Genomic DNA, 19,515 nt, shown 5'->3' on the forward strand with positions numbered 1-19,515 from the left:
TCAGCTTCACGCGGCGCGTCGTCGTATTGCACGCCGGCGCAGCCAGCCGAGCGTCGCCGCGAGAATCGACGCATAACCGGCACCGCTCGTCGGAGTTTTTCCAGACGTACGACAACCGCAACCGCCGAAGGATATCGGTTCCTTGTTCGGAGGCACGTCGGCAGGTACGCATTGCCCGGAGGTGCACGCCGAGCCATCGGGGCACACGCACGTTTGAAGGAATCGCGCCCGAGCACGATCAGCCACATAAGGCGCGTCCGGAATGAATCGCGAATACGTGACGACCACTTGACCTTCGGGTCCAGTCGCCAAAAACGGCGAGTTTTCGGTTCCTGGCTCGGCAGAAACGATGAATGGCAAGCTCACCATTCCTTCTTGATCGATTTCAACGCCCATCAAGTCGAGCCCCATTGGATCGCAAGACGCTACGTTCGATGGTTCGCTCCATACGACGAACGTTTTGCCACCCGTCGAAGCGACCGCAGGATGCAGCGATCTCATGGCTGCCGTGCCGCAACCCTTCATTTCCGCTACGACGACCGGATCAGAGTCATTCACCTCGCCGCTTGGCGTGACGCGCGTCGCGAGAATTCGCAGCGTACGCGGGAAGTCCGGCCAATATCCTTCCTCCCATTCGTCCGTGCGCCAAAATAGCCAATGGTTTTTCCCATCGAACGACGCCTCGAACCATTCGAACATGGTATTCGGAACTGTCAAGATGGGCTTCCATCCCGCCTCGAGCAGCTCCGCGTTTGGAGATAGCCGCGCGCTCTGGAGCGTTGCAACGAAGTCTTCGCTCGGGTAATCGCCGATGGGGGTCGAACACGTCAGTAAATATGCGCTGCCGTCGAATGTCAAGCTACGTGGAACGCAGGAGTCGTTTCCGATCCACGTTTGAGGCTGCACCATTCCTTGGTTGTTGAAACGAATGGCAAAAGGCCGACTCGATGTTCCAGATTGAGGGTCATCCTGCGCGCCGACGAAGAGCGCTCCATCGGGATCTACGCTCGCGACATACTGATGCGAAACGAGCGGCCCGAGATGCGAGGGAGGAAGCTGAAACGGGGCAGCGTCGAGGAGTTTACCGTCCGCGGATAGTCGAACCATGCGGGTCGACGATGTCGCACCATCGGAAACGACGGCTGCAATCCACGTCAAGCCCGAAGCATCGCCTGTCGACATGACATGCGTCACGTTGCTATTGCTCGGAGATTCGCTTGGAAAAGGCAAAACCGGCCCGTTCGAGATCGTGGCATCCGAGGTCAAGCGTGCGGCAAAAAAGCCCGCGGAATCATGCATTGCAAGTTGATAGTTTTTCCCGTCAAACGCGATGCGTGGAGCCTTCTGCGAGCGTGCTCGAACGGACATGGGAATGGGGGGCGAATCGAGTTTCGTGCCCGCAGAATCCATCCGCGCTCCCACGGCAAAGCCGCTCGGTGGGCCCGGAATCACGGGTGCGTCATGCCAAACAGCAAACGCCCCGACCCCATTCGCTGCGACGCGAGGTGCCGCGCTGTTCGACGCCAAAAGGACAGCCTCGCTTTCGACCATTTTGCCGTCGGGGCTCACGTGAAACGAAAATGTACTCTTGGACATGGGATCGTCGAGCATTACGAGCAGGTTTGGGCCATTGAATGCCATGTGCATGAAGATGGCAGAATTCAGGCCCGTGGGAACATCGATGGGCTGCGGGTCGACGACACCGTCCGAGGACACTCGACGCAAGCGGAATACATGATTACCGTTGTCGAGGATGCCCGATCCCACGGCGAAATTCACGCCATCATAGAGCACTTTCACCCGTTCGTGGTTGCCCACGAAATCGTCGATGACGAAGGGATCGAAGCTGAGCGGCTGTGCCGATTTGGAGATTCTCATTCCTTGAAGTGGCGAGAAGTTGGGGCCCCAGGCCAGCAGGTAGTGATTCCCGTTGAATGCCAAGCTGGGATAAAGGGTCCACGGAATGAATTCGGTTATGAACTTTCCGCCGGGATCGAGCACCTCGCCGCCCGCAGTCAAACGCGCGATACGCATTTGTCGGTAGGTGTTGGGGAGAATTTCATCCGATGCCCAGGCGACCAAGAAGTCGACTCCGTCCGACGCCACGGTGGGATAAACATAAGTCAATTTCGTGTCGTCTTGCTCGGCAACCATGATGCCGCCGACATCGAGAACTTCGCCGGACGGTAAAATGCGGGTCGCTCGAATATCGCCGCTCGGACTGGCCGTGAGAGGGGTGGACACGACGACGAATTGGCCGTTTGCAAATGTCACGTCGGCAGGATACCCCGATCCCAGGTAAAACCCCGACGGGTCCAAAACTTCGCCATTTTGGGTGATTCGCGTCGCATACATGTTCGCCGAAGGGGCAATCGTCGGAATGGACCACACGACCAGGTACAAGCCGGCGCCGAAAGCGACTTTTGCCTCCACGCTCTTTCCCCTGTCGAGCGTCGCCGCACCGAGCTCGATTTCAGCCGATATGGGTGGATCTGCTGCAAATAGAGCTGCCGAAACCTCGGAAGTGACGTCGCTTTCTACCGGTACGATTTCACTGCAACCGAGCGCGACAATACCGCAATAGCTCACGAGACAAAAGCTCGAATACCGACGAATCATTGCGTACCTCCACGAATATCATTACTTGCTGATGCCGCGAGACGTCAAAGACTTTCGACGCGTCGCCAAAAAACCGGTCGTTGCTCGCGTAGCCCTTGCGCCCCGCGGCAACTGGAAGTAGCGTGATTTTTGGTGGTTTACGACCATGACCTTGAAAGATCATCGCAGAGGCACGGATCGCCGCACCTTCATCACGACGAGCGCCGCTCTCGGCGCCGCATTCCTCACAGGTTGCGCGGGCAGCGCGAACCCGCCGCAAGTGCCAACCGGGCCCTGCGCCGGGTCGTCGCCGAATTCGTTTCCTGCTGCGGATCTGGAAGAGCTCACCATTTCCGACCTTCAAGGGCGCCTCGGAAATAGGCAAGAATCATCGCGTTCCCTCGTGGAAAAATACATCGCTCGCATCGACGCCATGAACGCCAAAGGGCCGGAACTGCGCGCCGTGCTCGAGCTGAATCCCGATGCGCTCGAGATTGCTGACAAGCTGGATCGTGAACGTGCAGCCAAAGGACCTCGCAGTGCGCTGCACGGCATCCCCATTCTGCTCAAGGACAACATCGATACAGCGGACAAGATGACCACGACCGCAGGGTCGCTCGCCCTTTCTGGATCGATCCCCGCCAAGGATTCGACCGTGGCGGCGCGGCTTCGTGAAGCCGGTGCCATCTTGCTTGGCAAGACAAACATGTCGGAATGGGCAAACTTTCGGTCCAATCGGTCGAGCAGCGGATGGAGCAGCCGAGGCGGGCAATGCCGCAATCCTTATGCGCTCGATCGCACCCCCATCGGATCCAGCTCGGGATCCGGGTCGGCCATCGCTGCAAATCTTGCCGCGGCAGCGATCGGCACCGAAACGGACGGCTCGATCGTTTGTCCCTCTTATGCATGCTCGCTCGTGGGTATCAAACCGACGGTGGGCCTCGTGAGCCGCGCGGGCATCATTCCCATTTCATCGACGCAAGACACGGCCGGCCCAATGGCGCGCACGGTACGCGACGCCGCCATTTTACTCGGTGCTCTCGTCGGCGCGGATTCCCGCGATTCCATGAGCGCCGAAGGGGTGAAACACGGATTGCGCGATTACACGCAATTCCTTGGGCGCGAAGGCACTCGAGGATTACGTATCGGTGTCGTGCGTGAGGGGCTTTTCGGTCGTAATAGCAGAATCGACGCGGTCATCGAATCAGCGCTGAAGGACCTGAAGTATCTCGGAATGGAAGTCATCGATGCGCCAGAGCTCCCGAAGATGGATGAGCTCGAAAAAAGCGAATGGGAAGTGTTGCTTTACGAATTCAAGGCGACACTGAATGCATACTTGGCGGGGCTCAGCGAACGGACGCAGGTCAAAACGCTCACCGAGCTCATTGCCTGGAACGACAAACATCGTGACGAAGTCATGCCATATTTTGGCCAGGAGCTGTTCATCGATGCAGAGAAAAAGGGAGATTTGACGAGCAAAGAATACGTCGATGCGCTCGCACGATGTCGTGAGCTGTCAAGGACCAAAGGATTGGACTCGGTGCTCGATGGTCAAAAGCTGGATGCGCTCGTTGCACCGACGGGAAGCTTGCCGTGGCTCATCGACATGCTGAATGGTGATTCCTTTGGGTTTGCAGCTTCGATGGCTCCGGCCGTTGCGGGATATCCGCATATCACGGTGCCGGCCGGATACAGCGCTGGCCTGCCCGTCGGCATTTCGTTCATCGGGCGGCCGTGGAGCGAACCGCTCCTTTTGCGTATTGCATTCGCCTACGAACAGGCGACGAAAGCACGAAGGGCGCCGCGGTTTCTACCTACCGCGGATGTATCGACGCCGCGTTGAGCAACGTCATCGTTATCGAACTGCTTCGATAAGTCGGCATCCGCGAGAAGACTACTGTCTCTCCATGAGCTTTTTTCTATGCTCTGGGTTACCAAATTCTTCGGCCGAATTCACTTTGGGGTAGGGTGCATTGGGTACCGGGACCCCGAGGAACTTGCAAAGCGGCTCCCATCCCTGTTTCGCTTCGAATACGAGCAGCCGATCCGCAGCAATGCTGCGACGCACCTCTTCATTGTGGCGCTCGTAAACTGAAGCCAAGTGCGCATTATCGTCCGCTTTGCCACCAAACGTGCGTTCGAGTACGAGTTTGCGCGCCATTTGATGCTGCGCTTGGGCAATATCAACGCCCTCGGGTGGTTCGCCTTGCATCACCCTGAGAATCGTTTGATGCATGCTGTTGAGCCACGATTCGGTGGATCGAACGGTGAGAATGACCTTTGCATCCGAGTAATGGCTCGCGAGCTCGCGCCAAAAGAAGGTCGATGGCCAATCGACGGTGGATTGATAACCCGCAAAAATCGATTCCCAATCGACGGGGCCGTCGGCAGCGGCGCTCCAGATTTCGGAATGATGGGGATTCTTGAACACCTCGACCATGTGATAACAAGGCCCCACGCCCAGCATTTCGAGCGCAAGCTTCATCGAAAGAGTTCCCGTGCGCCCGAAGCCGGCGCCGACCACCTTGAGTGCCATCGTGCATGACCTCCAATCGCCACTGCGGCGGGATGGGCGCATATTTTCACGACTGCAACGCGATGTCGATCAGAATCGACACCCGAAAGCAAAATCTCGCACGTCAATCCAAACCGATGACTCGTCCCGCCGCAATGCGCAATCGATGGGCGTTCGTCATGGTCGCAAATGCCTCGTCGTGCGTCGCGACGACCGAAATGCCTCCCGACCGCGCATGCTCCGAAAGCACATCCGCCAGCATCGTAACCCCTGATACATCCAGACCATTCGTTGGCTCGTCGAGCAGCAAAAGCCGAACATTGCCCACGAGAGCTGCGGCAAGGCAACTGCGACGCCGCTGACCCAAGGAAAGACTGCCAATATGTTGATCAGCATACGAATCAACGCCGAGGCGCGTGAACAACGACGCATCGGGTAATGTAGATCGCTTCAATGACGCAACGAGTCCCACAAGTTCGCGCGGGGTCATGTGGGGCGGAGCATCTGCCGCTTCGGGGACATATCCAATTCGTGCTCGATCGGTAATTGGATAACCGAATAGACTATCCGAATCGAGCGTGGCGCCGCCAGCATCGGCATCCATGACGCCGGCAAGAATACGTAATAACGTGGACTTTCCCGCGCCATTTTCACCGAAAAGCGCCAGCGTTCGTCCCGGAGATACATCGAACGTAACTTCATCGAGGACCTTGCGCCCTCCGAGCACTTTGCAGAGGCCGACGACAGACAACATCACGAAACTCCCCGGCGGCGACGCAATACTTCGGCGCGCCGCATGGCTATGGCAATGGATAATGCAGCAAGAACGAGATGCAATAGGAGCGCACGTTCTCCCCAAAGAGAGGCCGTCACGACGCCCATGATCGTCACGACGAGGGCCGATACCATGCCGCGATCACCTCGTTTCGGCGACGCGTCGGCTTCACGCGCAAAACCGGCAAAAGCGCCGCCTACGGCCATTCCGAAAAACAATGGAATCATAGCGACGCGGACCAGCGTCCACGCCGAATGACGAAGCAGAATCGCCGCAACCAGGCCGAGAAATAGCCCCGCCGCTGCGCCAATGACCGACGTTGCAAGGGCCGCTGCGAGCGCGCGTGTGCGCGGAGACGTACCCATAACATCGCAAAGCCACGCGGACAAACGCTCCGATCGAATGACCGCCGCACTGGATCCCGACATTGCGGGTGAAATGGCGACCGCCGCAAGACCAAGCGAAAGCGCACCGAAGGCAGGAGGGGTTTCGAGGTCATGGCCACGAGCGGCCATCGGTAAGGAGAGCCCCGCGAGAATCGATAAAATGAACGCTCGCCCAAGGACCGCCGGTTCTTTCCGCAAAACATAAAAAAGATGCGTCATGGCCAAGGCAATGACAGGTGCCCGTGCACGCACCGAACCTCGCGCCATGGCGTGCATTTCGGGCGCGCGATCCATCGCATGCCCGACAGCAATCAACGAAGCAATGCAAGCCGTCGGAAACGCAATCATGACGGACGGTTGAAGTGCAATCGCGGCCCATCCCAATGCGACGAGCACGTGAACGATGCCCACAGGCCGCGTCACGAGCGCCGCATGCACGGCGAGCGCTCCAAGACCGGCCGCAAATCCCGACGCAATACTTTCACCGCGGCCAAAAAGAACCATCCACGGCAATTCGACCACGAGGCCACTCAGTGCTGCGGATGCGTAAAGCACCCATCGAGGCGCCGGAAGCCAACGCAAATACATCGACGACGGCGGAACGAGCGCCAGGCGCGCAACGGGAAGCGCAAGCACGAGCCAGCCGGTCCACAAGACGAATGCGAGCGGCCACGAAGTTCGCAGCGTAAAGACGAGATCGGCGGCGCGCATGCCCGTCGGACCAAAAACAATGAATGCGACGACGAAGACGCCGAAAAATAACGGGGCACCCAGAGGCACGGCCGCACGTGCCGACAGACTCATGTACACGAGCGCCAGGCGAACGTAGCGCATCGCTCACGCGTGAATGACGCAACCGGACAGATTTACGCCGGAAATCGTCAACTCGAATGCTTGTCCCATTTTGACGACGTCCGCCGTGACGGCCGATTGTTCGACCAAAATGCCATCGACGCCAGCGTCCTCGGAGAGCTTGGATGCAACATTCACAGGATTGCCCGCAATGTCGCGTCCGCCTCGTGCAAGTGGAAATAAAAACACCTCGCCTTTGGCAATGCCCACCCGAGCATTGAAGCCGAGGCTGCCATTCGTTCGGACGACGCCGCGGGCAAACACCAATGCCTCCCGCTCGTCATCGAAGAGCACGATGGCCAAAGCCCCCGTCGACTTGACGACGTCGGCTCGATGTTCCGACGCAACGCGACGAATGGCGCGATCCGCCAAAGACATTTCGGTGAACGCATCGAGCAAGAGCGGCTTTCGAGATCGATTGATTTTGACGAATGCGACCGTCGTGACTTTGCGGTAATCGTCGAATGCATCGAGGGCAAGCTCGTCGAGCGACATGCGGCGCAATTTTTGAAAAAATGCATCGCTGAAGGGCGTGGGGTAGCGGATGTCGTCTCCAATGATTGCATGAATCGGACGCTGATAATCCCTAATCGACCAGAGCTCGCCGTGGCTTTCGAGGTCCGAGCGCAAAACTGCATGCGCCCGCACAGCCTCACCGAGGCGCTCGTATACCGGCCGAGACACGACGATTTCACCGCCCCGAGTATCATCTTCGGCAATTTCTTCAATAAAATCGGCGTCATCGCCAAAAAGGCCGCCCGCGATGCCGACGCACTGCCCGAAATGAATACCAATGCCGATTTTTACCGCGAGCGCCTTGCCTCGCTCTTGCACCTCGAGCATTTGTTCGACGACGGCTGCGGGATCGATTGGCTCGGGGAAAAACATCTGCGCATTGTCCGCGGCCCATACGCCAATGGCCTGACCACCAATGGCTTTGCCACAAGCGTGAAGGACCTCTTTGGGTTCCGACACGAGCTTCAACACTTCGGGTAGCGAGAATTGTTGCGTGAGTTTCGACAAACCCGCCGCGTCCATCGAAACGATCGTGCCGCGTACCAAATATGGTTCGAGCAGGTGCGCGTGTGTTTCAGCGGACCTATCCGATTCGTTCCAACGCAGCACGAGCTCGGGGGGTACCGCACCCGCAATGTCCTGCGTGAGATCCGCAAGCGATATGTCGTGAGCACCCATCGGTCGAGCCGGTCCCTCCGACGCGGTGCATAACACGCGGCGAGCAAACTGAAAACAGAAAAAGGCTGTCGATGGTGACGATGATGAGAGGAGCGCGAAGTTGATCGTTACGCTACGATCATGGCTGCTGGACAGGGCAGCTTCGGCGCGTGAGCCAGTCGACGACGGACCTCACGACAGGGCGATACCCAAAGCTCAACTGCGACGGGTCATTGAGCTGCGCCGGGCAAATCGAGCCAACGACGGCTTGGTCACCAAGTGATTCGAGGAGCATGAGCGGCCGAATGCCGGGATACGCTTTCGCTCGAACTTGCAGCGTGGGGCTGTTCCCATTGTTGGGATCCGGTTGGCAGAGCGGATTGTCGTTGTTCTTGTCGGTGCAATCGCAGGCCGTGAGGTTGGTGTCCGTGCAATCGCGCTCGGTGCCCGGCAAAAGCGGGAAAATGCAAGCGTATTGCAGATCGTCCTGTGTCGGAATGGTCGTCTCATGCCCATTGATTGGATTTGCGAGCGGCATGGTCGAATCCACGTTCACATCGCCCGTAATGGGGTTGGTCCCGTTGCGCTTTTTGTGCGTCTCGATCATGAGTGGATCGAGTGGCGCGACGTAATTTGCGGGGTCGCCGATGATGACGTCCCATGTCGAGGCATTGACGCCTGTAATGGGACCGGCGAGCTCGGCCGCGTTTTTGAATCCCTTGGAAATGTCGTTCTTGTCGCGTGCAATGTCCTGCCACGGCACACCGACGATGCCCGTCACGAGAACTTGCTGCGGCCCGCGAACCTGGGTGTTGTCGTCGTTGGGATTCAGATCGGAAAAGAGCGGATTGGGAACGAGGTCGCCCGATCGATTCGCAATCGTGGCGGACGTGAACGCCTGCGTGTATCGATCGATGGGATACATGAAGTCGATGCCGAACCTTCGTTTTTGATCCCAGCATCGGAGATTGATGTTGTCCTCGATGTCCGTGAGAAATCCATTGTTCTGCGAGCATGTGGGGTCCGGTGAGCATTGACCTTGATCCACGGCGCAGGACAAACAGCACGGATCGTTTGGATTCGTCGCGCATTCTTGTCGAGCTCGCGGCATGCGCCACGGCGTAGCGCCTTCGCGGAGCTTGTTGACGGCGTAAAACTGGCCATACTCCTTCGTCGAGCAATCGTTTTCGTCGGTCAACATGACGACCGCCACGAGCGAATCGGGGCGCAAGAATTCCGTGCGCTGCTGCAATAGCGACGTATCGGTACCCGTCGGCGTAGCAATGCCATTGTTGGCAGTGATGGTTTCGTAAGGCTCGGGATCGACCAGGAATCGGTAAATGCTTTCGAGCTGCGATTCGTACCCGCAACCAATTTGCCCCACACCGAGCACCAAATCGCGCAGACGTGGAGCAAGTCCTCCGCCCATGCCGTCGCTCACTTCGGATTCACCCGGCGGACTTTTGACTTGACCCGGATCCCACGCCAAAAACTTCTTGTTGTCGTACGTTGGCACCGTCGCCTGATTACAATGATCGGCACGATCGAGCAAATGCGCCTTGTCGTTGTTCGTCAAATTCGGATCGGGTTGGCATTCCTTGGCGGTGGGGTCGACATTCGGACATGCATCCGAGCCATGTCCCCCAATGCTGGAACTGATGACGCCGAAATGAATGTCCGTCATGGGCACGAATGTTCGAACAAGGCCCGCAGGGCACGCTTCCGCAGGATCAGCCGGTTGCGACGGCGGCTCGGCACCCGTGGGATCATAACACGGCGGATTGACCAAACCCTGCACGAGATCCGGGACGGCGCGGGACAATATCTCTTGCTTGTCGGCCATGCTGCGCGAATTGTCGATTGCGAGAATCAAGTCCATCTTTGCGGGATTGACGCACGCATTCGAGCCCCCACCGCTCCCACCATCCCCTCCACCACCAGCACCACCATTACCACCATTACCACCGCTGCCTCCACTGCCACCATTCGGGGTGCTGGAGCAACCTCCGATCACGCACAATGACGCAATGGTCAGGCCAAACATACTCAGCGCTCTGCTTTTCATGCATACCTCCTCAGGACGAGACGATAAGGACCACGACGCGTTCCCACGCGACCCAAATGTGACAGCAAGCCCTGTCGCTTGGACACTTGGCCAGCAAACTACTTGGGCAGGTCGGTAGTGCCTCGTGAGCGCCGAAAGTGAATAAAAACAACGAGAAGCACGGTTGCGACGGTCAGCGGGATGGCGTGCCGAACGATCCACTCGCGCATGGAAGCTATCCCACCAAGAAGCGCTTGACCGGACAGCCGGCACATGACGGCCCACAGGATTTGCGACCCCACGAGCGCGGGTAAAAAGGTTCGTCGCGGTACGGCTGATGCACCTGCGAGCGCACATACGATGGGTCCGGGAACGACGAAAACGAGCAGCGGCGCGGACACTCGAAGCGGCGTCAGCAGGCGCTCCAATCGATTTTCGGACGCAATGCGCCGGCGCACGAGGAATCCGACGAGCATGGGGCCTTGCATCCGTCCCAGGAAAAACCCGAGTAAACAGTGCGCAATTGAAATGGTGATTGTCGGGGCGTAATACGCGAAAGGTTCCGTGAGAGCCGCGACGATGACGAGATGTCCGATGACGGGGCTCAGAACGAGCAGCGCGATCGGCGCGTGGGCAAGCAGCATGGGCGAGATTGCGGCCCCGACAATCCGGCCGGCCATCATGACCACGAACGCGCCGCCCAGAATTTTTGCTTGCATCGCCGCTTTCGCGTTCGCTTTTTCCGCAGGCTTTGCTTCTTCGTGGACGGCCACGGAGCGAGCATGTTACATGAATGTGCGTCGCGCCAGTGGCGTCGCCTCGGCGCCTTCATTTTTTGTACGTCCCATGAGCCTTGTCACTCGAAGCGCCGCGTTTGCCCTCGCCCTTGGATTCGTTTCCGCAGCGTCACCTGCGCGCGCAGACACATCTTCGACTGCGGTCACCCTGACCCCGCAGCTCGTGCACCATTTCGACTATCACGCAAACGTCACGATTTCACCGAGCGGCCGCGTCGTGGCGTCGCTGCACCGAGGCAGCATTCATATTTGGGACGTTGAAACGGGCACTATTTTGCGGACGCTCTCGCCGCCGGGCGCGCCAACGTTTGCCTTTACAAACGATGGCGAAAACATCCGGTACTTGTATCCGTCGATCGTCGACGGCAAAGGGACGCTATTTTCGGGCACGTGGGACCTCGCGACCGGAAAGTCTTCGCAAAAACTCGTCCGCGCGGGGCTCTTCGTGACAACCATCCTCGCAGGAGGTCAGCGCGCAATTCTCGGCGAAAATCCGAGCGGGATCATTCATGTATACGATATTGAAAACGACAAAATCATAAAATCATTCGGGCTCCGTCCTCCCACGCCGTTTTCACCCGGACAACTCGATCCGCGGCTGGTGCTGAGTCTCAGCGTCTCGAAAAACGGCGAATCGGTGCTGGTCGAGCGAAATGACGGTTCTTGCGAATTGTGGGATGTCGACCGCGGCTCCAAGCGATACGAAGTAAAACGTCCTCATCCAACGACGCGCATTGGAATGGCTGCCGACGGCTCGCGCGCCGTATACACCAAACCAAGCGCCCCTGGCGGCGGAACGGCGCTCGATGTCGTGGATGCGCGAGCCGGAACGCTGCTTCGAACGATTCCCATGCAGCGAGACATGGTCGTAGGACTTGCCATTTCAGCCGATGGACGCAAAGCAATGACGGCGCTCGCCACCGGCAAGTTTCGCGTGTGGAACCTCGATACTGGCTCCGAGCTGAGCTCGATTTCGATTCCATCCATGGATACGGTGCCCACCGCCGCTCTTTCGTTCATTTCGGATGATCGCGTCGTTTTTGGAAGCACGGGACGGCTGGAGATCTGGGACGTCACGCGATGGCAAAAATTGCAGGCGTTCAGCGAAGACAAAAGCGCCGTCAATATGATCACGACAGCGGCCATATCACCTGCATTCGATCGCGCCATTTCTGCCGGATTCGACGGGAAAACCCTGCGCTATTCGTCATGGGACTTGTCGAGCCTCGGATGGCTCGGGTACTTTCCTGTATCCACATCGAACGCTACTGCCGTGATCGCGGCCAATGCTTCGCGCGCTTGGGCTCCGAGCTCGAATGGATTTTCGGTGCTGGATTTGCGAACGCAAACTCCGCGAAACATCATGCGGGACACGGGTACGTTCATAGGTGGGTTCTTCGCGGTCTCGGGCAATGGGAAGAAGATGATCGTGAGCGGTCATCGTCGCGGCTCCGATCCCATCTCGAACCAGACGTGGAACGAAATTGTGCTTTCGGAATGGGATGCAGAATCTGGCGCAAAAATCGACAAGCTCGTGCGAAGGAAGGATTCCGTATCGCAAACGGTCTTGGCGGCATCGGACGACGGGCGGTTCGTCGTAACGAACGATTACGATATGCTCATCCGGCGCAAAACCGTTCATTTGTGGGATCTCACGCGGGACACGCTCGTCTCCGCGTTCGACATGAGCCGAGCAAGCTACGCCAATGCAACGATTTCCGCGGACGGTAAAACGCTGGGCATTGCATTCATGGAGGAATCGAAGCCGGGCAGCCATACCGTGCAGATCATCGATGCACCAAGCGGGAAAGTGCGCCTGAAAACGGCATCCAGCATCGTCGGGCTGGCGCAAACCATGACGTTTTCTCCCAGTGGCGACAAGCTCGCTTTGGGTAGCGTGACGATCGAAGTGTTCGATACGAAAACGGGGGCATTGCTTCATACTTTTCGAGGTGACACGCAATGGGTCAAGTCGCTCGCATTTTCGCCGGATGGAAACTACTTGCTTGCGGCAGGTCAAGGCGGATCGGTCATCCTGTATCGCTTTGACAAACCTGCATCGGTCACGATGATATCGTCTGGCGACGAATGGCTCGTCTACGACGGTGACGGGTATTTCGACGCTTCGCGCAAAGGCGGATCGCTCGTGGCTGCAGTCGACGGTCTGCGATCTCATCGCATCGACCAGCTTGCCGTACGGAGCAATCGGCCTGATTTGCTGCTCGAACGGATGGGCCTCGGCGATCCGGACATCATTGCGCATTTTCGATCCCGTTATCAGCGGCGCCTCGAAAAATTGGGCATAGCCGACGAATCGGCGTTACCGACGTTCAGCACGACGCCCGAAGTGACGCTCGATCGCGTGGATGTCGAGGGCTCCGTGGCGACCGTGAAATTCCACGTGGTTGCGCGAGGTACGGAACTATTACGTTACAACATTTTCGTCAACGACGTGCCACTGTTCGGTGCGCTTGGCAAACCTACGTCGGGAAAAACCCAGCACCTCGAAGAACGAATCGAGCTCGGATCGGGGCGTAACAAGATCGAAGTCAGCGCGCTCGATGTGCGCGGCGGTGAATCGTTACGTGCGGTGCGGGTCGTCGAGCGAAAGGAGGCGGCAAAAGGCGATCTTTATTATTTGGCATTCGGAGTATCCAAATACAAAAATTCCAAATACGACCTCGGATATCCGCACAAGGACGTGACGGATCTTGGGGACGTGTTACGAGCGGGTGCGGGTCATACGTTTACGAACGTGCATGTGCGGACGTATGTCAATGAAGCGGCGACGGTAGAAAACGTGCGCAAGGCAAAGGATTTTTTGCAGAAATCGACGGTGGAGGACACGGTGGTGCTTTTCATTGCCGGTCACGGGCTCCATGCGAACGATGCTGCTGCGGATTATTATTTTGCGACGCACGAGGTCGATCCGACGCGGCTATCGGAGACGGCTGCTCCTTTCGACGTCGTCGAAGATTTGCTCATGGGCATTCGTTCACGCAAGAAACTTTTTTTGATGGATACGTGCGAATCTGGCGAGCGAGAGAAGGACGAAGCGCCTTCGAGCGGGATTGCAGCCGCGGCCCGAGCGCTCGTTGCTCGATCGGCAAGGCAGCTCGAGCTCGACGTGGCACGAGCGACGCCATCGCGAGGAGCGCCCAGACGGAAGATCTACGATCGTGAACGATACATCTACAACGACTTGTCGCGGCGCTCGGGCGCGATTGTCATTTCATCGTCGCGAGGCTCCGAATATTCGTACGAGCTCGAAGAAATTGCCAATGGCGTTTTCACGGAAGAGATCCTGCTGGCGCTCACGACCGACCGAGCGGACGATAATCGCGACGGATTGGTTTCGACGGACGAACTGCGGGCGCACGTTGGTCGCGCCGTTCCGGAACGAACGGACGATCAACAGCATCCGACGGTGGACCGAGACAATTTGGACGCCGTGTTTGCGTTTCCCGTCGTCACGGTCGCGGCCAATGTCGTAGCGCGAACCGACATACCGCACGGGATATCCGCCATGGCTGGCGCTCGCGAGGAAAAATCGAATGTCAAAGCGGCCCCCGCTCCAGCGCCTCGCCCACACGCATGTGGATGTGACATGACGGCACGTAATGGCATGGAAACGAGCATCATTGCAGGCATTTTCGTCGCTGCCCTTGCCATGCTGCGTCGAGCAAAAAAACGACGTTGATTTCCTCTCCTTGCAGAAGAATGCCGATCCGCATCATCGTGCGTGGGCGTGGACGGACTTAGCCAGTTGAGCTTGATTCAACCGTTGACCCTTGACGGGCGCACGTATTTCGGTTATGCCCAACGCATGCGAACTTACACCAAAACCTTGGGCGCTTTTTTCTTGGTTCCACTCTTGGCCGTCATTGGTTGCGGCCCCACTGACAACAACACCACCGGCGGCGGTGGGGGCGGAGGCGAAGGGGGAAGCGGCGGCAGCGGCGGCAGCGGAAATGCCGGGTCGCTCGACCAGGTTGCACAAGAGGTTTCCAAAGCGTTCTGCGCGAACGCGGTCGACTGTCACACGGCCGAAAGCGAGGCCGATTGTCTGGCGGCGTCGAATGCCCAAGTCGAAGCAATCGAGGCATACGTCGCCAATGGAACGGTCATCTACCATCCCGAAAAGCTCGATGCGTGCCTTGCCGCGTTGAAAGGCGCATTTTCATGCTCGATCTCCAGTGCCATCAATGCCGACCCGGAAAGTAGCATCACCGGCGCGTGCAACGCCGTTTTCGAAGGCACGGTGCAGGAGAATGGCGCCTGTTTCGACGACGAACAATGCGTGTCGAACGATTGCGAGACCGATCCGAACTGCATGGAGCAGTGTTGCGAAGGAAAATGCGCCCCGGCGATGGCCGAGCCCACGCCCGCAAAGATTGGCGAATCGTGCGCCGGCGCAGATTGCGAATCCGGTGCGTACTGCCAGACCGACATGATGGGCATGCCCACGACATGCGCCGCGAAAATCGCAATGGGACAACCGTGTAGTGACGTCTATTCCTGCGCGGCACCTGGCGTATGCAACATCGATTTCCAATCGGGCATGGGCACCTGCGCCGTGCCTCCTGCCGAAGGCGCTACGTGCAATCCGAACACGGTTTTCCCGTGCGATCGCCTCGATAACGTCTGCGACCAAGCGTCGATGAAATGCGTCCTGAAGGGCGTCGACGGTGCGGCCTGCACGGATAGCGGCGATTGCGTCGAATACGCGCATTGCGACGCCGGAGGAAAGTGCGCCAAGGACCCCGGCAAGGACGCAGCCTGCGATGCGATGGACGACAACTGCTTGGGCGATCTCCAGTGCATCAACGGCACATGCGGATTCGCGCCCACGGTCGTCTGCCAGTAATCGTCAACCGATGGCACCGCCGTCGATGACGAGCGCCTGCCCCGTAATGCCTCCCGCAGATTCACTCGCCAAGTAATACGCAAATTCAGCGACCTCTTCGGGCTCCAGCATCCGACCAAGCGGAACGGAGCGCGCAAGTGCAGCTTCGTCGAACCCGAGGTCTCGCATGCGGCCTTCAGCCATCGGCGTACGCGTCCATCCCGGGCAAATGGCATTGACCGTAATGCCACGCGGCGCCACGAGCTGCGCCAAAGCACGCGTAAATCCGATGACGCCATGCTTCGCCGCCGTGTATGCCGTTTGATCCGGTACGCCTTTCAAACCGAGCACCGAAGCGATGTTGATGATGCGGCCTCGGCGGTCCGGCAAATGCGGAAGCGCATGCTTGCAAACGTAATACGTGCCGTGGAGATTGACGCCCATGACTTCGTGCCAAAACGAATCGTCACCATCCGGATCGAGCACATTCGTCCCCGCCAAACCTGCATTGTTGATGACGACGTCGATTTTACCAAACCGCTCGACGATCGATGCAATGGAGCGTTTCACTTGGTCGGCGCTCTTCACGTCGCATTCGGTGCCGAGATGGACGTGAGGCGATTCGAGCTTGGTCCGCGCGCATGCCGTAACGACAAACCCGCCGCGATGAAACCGCGCCGCAAGAGCCGCTCCAATGCCGCGCGATGCCCCAGTGATGAATACGACAGGGGCACTCATTGAGCCACACCTCCGCCATCGACCGGAATGATGGTGCCGGTCATGAACGATGCCGCATCGGACGCGAGAAACGTAACGACCCAGGCGATTTCGCGAGGATTGGCGAAGCGACCGAGAGGAATTGCAGCTTGATACACGCGCGACAGATCTTCGCCACGCATGGCCGACAATTCCTCGACGACTTTGCGCAGCATGGGCGTATCCGTGCTTCCCGGCGCTACGCAATTGACGCGAATTTTCTTCGGACCCCAATCGAGCGCCGAGCTCATCGTGAGCTGCGCCAAAGCTGCTTTGGATGCACCGTAAATCGAGCTATCCCGCTTTCCAATGAATGCCTGATCGCTCGCGTTGTTCACGATGGCCCCGCCCCCCGCACGGATCATGTGCGGAATCACGGCCTTCATCAGCAGAAAGGGCGCTTCGAGGTTCACCGCGAGCACGTCCTTCATCTCTTGAATGCTCGTATTGAGCAAATTCCCGAGATGCGTGACTCCGGCATTGTTGATCAAAATGTCGATTCGTCCTTCACGAGCGGCGACATCATCCACGTGCTGCCCAAGCGATTCGAGGTTGCGCAAATCGACGTCGGGCAGGTCGAACCCGTGCACGCGCACGCCGTGTTCGACGAGCAGCGCAGCGACGGCTTGCCCGATGCCGCTCCGATGCCCCGTCACAATGGCCACTTTTTTGTCGAGTCCCGGTAACATAGGACCCGACGTAGCACGCGCCCAGCTCGTTTGCCAAACGAATTCTTCAAGGCATGGGATGAGCTTCGAAGAAATCGAGAATATATTCGCTGGCGACCAGATCTCCCACGCCCATCGCACTGCCTCCGGCGGGCCATTCGTGACTGCCTCCATCGATGGTGCAGAGCTCGACATCGGCATTGCACTGCGCGTAAAGCTCGCACTTGGCCGAACCCTTCGAATACACGACGGACTTTTCGGGTTGGCAGAAGTTGCGCGCGACCCAGCCGTCGATGGTCTGAGGTACCGTTTGCGCCGCAATTGAATTGTTGTATGGCACGACGATGTCGCTCGTGCCGTGGATGTGAAGCACCGGCACGGGACGCTTGGGAATGCACGGATCGATCGCCATGGTGCCCGATACCGCGCCAATGGCTGCAATACGTTCGGAAAATTCGCATGCGAGGCGATGAGAGAGCATGCCGCCATTGGAAAAGCCGCTCGCAAAAATGCGTTTCGGATCGATGCAATAGTCCTCTTCGATGCGCGCGACCATATCGCGCATGAACTGAACGTCCGGCGTATTTTGTGACTGCGCCGAACCGCAACACGAGCCTGCATTCCAGCCGGGCACGCCCACAGGCGCCTTGCCCTTCGGAAACACGACGATCATGCCGCGTTTGTCCACGACCTCTGCATAATGCGTAATGAACATGAAATCATCGATATTTTGCGTGTATCCGTGCAGAGCAATCACCAAAGCGACAGGCTTCGTCGCGTCGTATCCAGGTGGCACGTGCACGCGGAACTCGCGCGTCTCGCCGCTCGACATGATGCTGACATCGGTATTGCCCGCCGCCATGGGGCTCTTGCCCATGCAATGCGACGACGTGCCTCCTCCAGTGCCGCCACCGCCCGATCCTCCGTCGCCGCCACCGCCGCTCGAACTGCTGGACGTCGAAGCCGTGGACGACGAGCCCGTGGTGCCGTCAATCGATACGCCGTCCCCTCCCCCGCAAGCAGAAACGAGAATTCCAAGCCCGAAAAAGATCGAAGCACGCATGCACCGAGGATACGCCGATATCGCGGAGCTTGACCATACCTATTTCACATCGCCTCGTCGCTCGGGCGGCTTGAAGTCCTTCGGCATGGGGACGCGAGTGCCCGTCGCGACGTCGATGGCTACGGCTTCGCGCTCATCACCATTCCAAATGGTAACGCTTTTGCCGTCGCTCGAAAATCTCACATCGATTGGATGTTCATCGCCGGTCGTGGTGACGTGCACCTTCACGGCGCCAATGGTTTTCTCGGCCTCGAGGTCGATGAAAAGCAAGCGCGTCTCGTATGCAACGATTCCCGTCGGTAACGGTTCACGCCGAACCGTGAAACCTCGACCCGTCGCTTGATGCACTTCGGAATGTCCGCCCATGATCTGATTGGTATCCACGAGCGCTGGAACGGACACGAAGCGTATCCCCTGCCCCATTTCAATGATGCGATTCCCTTTCCGAGAAAAAACCGCTCCTTCGATGGGCCCCGTTTCACGTTCGGCAAGCTTTTTTGCCGCAGCAACGTCGTAAAGGGCGCCTGACGAATCGCTCCAGGCATAAAGAAGTTTGCCCGTGGGGTCGAAAGCTGCTCCGTCGATTCTATCCAATGGCAAGACCGGCGCGCCGTTCGAATCGACCAATACGCATTTCCCGTGCTGCCCCCGCATCACGCGATGACCGAGCACGCCTGTGGCAACCGCGACGTCCACGTTGGGCGGGTTTTCCGTAGGCGTCGAGCGCACGCTCGATGGAGCAGGCGCAGCGTTCGTCACGGCACGCGTCGCCGAAGATGACGAATGCTTGTCGACTCGCGCCGAACCACCTCCACAAGCAGCGACCGTCAACAGAACGAGCAGCAAAGCAGCACGCATCGGTTCGAGGGTAACCTTGGAACAGTCCCGAACGCAACAGCGAATCGACATGCGTCCATTGTGCACTGCAATCGTATCGAGCACGTTCGTGCTCCGATCTGCGCCTTGACGCACGCGGTAACGCCTGGTCACAACTAACGTGCAGCATCGTGGCTTTGCCTGTCGAAAACAGCGGCGCGATCGC

At 58.4% G+C, this 19,515-nt stretch carries 14 protein-coding genes; 3 read left to right on the plus strand and 11 right to left on the minus strand.

The annotated features are described in order from the left end of the window. Positions 1-6 precede the first annotated feature (6 nt). Positions 7-2,619: a hypothetical protein gene (locus tag IPM54_30890; GenBank protein MBK9264195.1), complete on the minus strand. Its 2,613-nt coding sequence runs from the start codon at positions 2,617-2,619 to the stop codon at positions 7-9. Positions 2,620-2,764: 145 nt separating this feature from the next. Between IPM54_30890 and IPM54_30895 the strand changes: the two genes are divergently transcribed. Next, the gene (locus tag IPM54_30895) at positions 2,765-4,441 is read left to right on the plus strand and encodes an amidase (GenBank protein ID MBK9264196.1); all 1,677 of its coding nucleotides are present in this window, start codon (positions 2,765-2,767) and stop codon (positions 4,439-4,441) included. 51 nt (positions 4,442-4,492) lie between these two features. Here the strand turns inward: IPM54_30895 and IPM54_30900 are convergent, their stop codons facing one another. From IPM54_30900 to IPM54_30925, 6 genes are all read right to left on the minus strand, one after another. Next, complete coding sequence (locus IPM54_30900; GenBank protein MBK9264197.1) at positions 4,493-5,134, minus strand: sulfotransferase family protein; 642 nt, start codon at positions 5,132-5,134, stop codon at positions 4,493-4,495. A 103-nt stretch (positions 5,135-5,237) separates the two neighbouring features. Next, complete coding sequence (locus tag IPM54_30905) at positions 5,238-5,867, minus strand: ABC transporter ATP-binding protein (protein MBK9264198.1); 630 nt, start codon at positions 5,865-5,867, stop codon at positions 5,238-5,240. After that, positions 5,867-7,108, minus strand: coding sequence for a hypothetical protein (locus tag IPM54_30910; GenBank protein MBK9264199.1), 1,242 nt, complete (start codon positions 7,106-7,108; stop codon positions 5,867-5,869). The genes IPM54_30905 and IPM54_30910 overlap by 1 nt, the downstream gene beginning before the upstream one ends. Before the next feature lie 3 nt (positions 7,109-7,111). Continuing rightward, positions 7,112-8,320 (minus strand): hypothetical protein, encoded by a 1,209-nt coding sequence (locus tag IPM54_30915; GenBank protein ID MBK9264200.1) that lies wholly within the window; start codon positions 8,318-8,320, stop codon positions 7,112-7,114. A 118-nt stretch (positions 8,321-8,438) separates the two neighbouring features. Continuing rightward, entirely contained in the window at positions 8,439-10,364 is a 1,926-nt protein-coding gene (locus IPM54_30920; protein MBK9264201.1) for a hypothetical protein, read from the minus strand. A gap of 98 nt (positions 10,365-10,462) precedes the next feature. After that, positions 10,463-11,116: a hypothetical protein gene (locus IPM54_30925; GenBank protein MBK9264202.1), complete on the minus strand. Its 654-nt coding sequence runs from the start codon at positions 11,114-11,116 to the stop codon at positions 10,463-10,465. A 73-nt stretch (positions 11,117-11,189) separates the two neighbouring features. Here IPM54_30925 and IPM54_30930 point away from each other — a divergent pair, with 73 nt between their 5' ends. After that, positions 11,190-14,840: a caspase family protein gene (locus IPM54_30930; GenBank protein ID MBK9264203.1), complete on the plus strand. Its 3,651-nt coding sequence runs from the start codon at positions 11,190-11,192 to the stop codon at positions 14,838-14,840. Positions 14,841-14,966: 126 nt separating this feature from the next. Continuing rightward, positions 14,967-16,007, plus strand: a complete 1,041-nt coding sequence (locus IPM54_30935) for a hypothetical protein (GenBank protein MBK9264204.1) — start codon at positions 14,967-14,969, stop codon at positions 16,005-16,007. A gap of 3 nt (positions 16,008-16,010) precedes the next feature. On the opposite strand, the gene IPM54_30940 is transcribed toward IPM54_30935, so the two are convergent. From IPM54_30940 to IPM54_30955, 4 genes are read right to left on the minus strand one after another with little or no spacing between them, the layout of a single operon-like run. Beyond that, on the minus strand, positions 16,011-16,724 hold the full coding sequence (locus tag IPM54_30940; GenBank protein MBK9264205.1) for an SDR family oxidoreductase: 714 nt from the start codon (positions 16,722-16,724) through the stop codon (positions 16,011-16,013). Further along, entirely contained in the window at positions 16,721-17,431 is a 711-nt protein-coding gene (locus IPM54_30945; protein ID MBK9264206.1) for an SDR family oxidoreductase, read from the minus strand. The genes IPM54_30940 and IPM54_30945 overlap by 4 nt, the downstream gene beginning before the upstream one ends. Before the next feature lie 46 nt (positions 17,432-17,477). After that, positions 17,478-18,473, minus strand: coding sequence for a hypothetical protein (locus IPM54_30950; GenBank protein MBK9264207.1), 996 nt, complete (start codon positions 18,471-18,473; stop codon positions 17,478-17,480). A 39-nt stretch (positions 18,474-18,512) separates the two neighbouring features. Continuing rightward, the gene (locus tag IPM54_30955; protein MBK9264208.1) at positions 18,513-19,463 is read right to left on the minus strand and encodes a hypothetical protein; all 951 of its coding nucleotides are present in this window, start codon (positions 19,461-19,463) and stop codon (positions 18,513-18,515) included. Between the last annotated feature and the right edge of the window lie 52 nt (positions 19,464-19,515).

This window comes from Polyangiaceae bacterium, assembly GCA_016715885.1.
In the GTDB taxonomy this organism is placed as follows: domain Bacteria; phylum Myxococcota_A; class Polyangia; order Polyangiales; family Polyangiaceae; genus Polyangium.

Coding starts and splice junctions, on each gene's coding strand:
- IPM54_30890 (MBK9264195.1), bottom strand. CDS start 2,619: ATGATTCGTCGGTATTCGAGCTTTTGTCTCGTGAGCTATTGCGGTATT.
- IPM54_30895 (MBK9264196.1), top strand. CDS start 2,765: ATGACCTTGAAAGATCATCGCAGAGGCACGGATCGCCGCACCTTCATC.
- IPM54_30900 (MBK9264197.1), bottom strand. CDS start 5,134: ATGGCACTCAAGGTGGTCGGCGCCGGCTTCGGGCGCACGGGAACTCTT.
- IPM54_30905 (MBK9264198.1), bottom strand. CDS start 5,867: ATGTTGTCTGTCGTCGGCCTCTGCAAAGTGCTCGGAGGGCGCAAGGTC.
- IPM54_30910 (MBK9264199.1), bottom strand. CDS start 7,108: ATGCGCTACGTTCGCCTGGCGCTCGTGTACATGAGTCTGTCGGCACGT.
- IPM54_30915 (MBK9264200.1), bottom strand. CDS start 8,320: ATGGGTGCTCACGACATATCGCTTGCGGATCTCACGCAGGACATTGCG.
- IPM54_30920 (MBK9264201.1), bottom strand. CDS start 10,364: ATGAAAAGCAGAGCGCTGAGTATGTTTGGCCTGACCATTGCGTCATTG.
- IPM54_30930 (MBK9264203.1), top strand. CDS start 11,190: ATGAGCCTTGTCACTCGAAGCGCCGCGTTTGCCCTCGCCCTTGGATTC.
- IPM54_30935 (MBK9264204.1), top strand. CDS start 14,967: ATGCGAACTTACACCAAAACCTTGGGCGCTTTTTTCTTGGTTCCACTC.
- IPM54_30940 (MBK9264205.1), bottom strand. CDS start 16,724: ATGAGTGCCCCTGTCGTATTCATCACTGGGGCATCGCGCGGCATTGGA.
- IPM54_30945 (MBK9264206.1), bottom strand. CDS start 17,431: ATGTTACCGGGACTCGACAAAAAAGTGGCCATTGTGACGGGGCATCGG.
- IPM54_30950 (MBK9264207.1), bottom strand. CDS start 18,473: ATGCGTGCTTCGATCTTTTTCGGGCTTGGAATTCTCGTTTCTGCTTGC.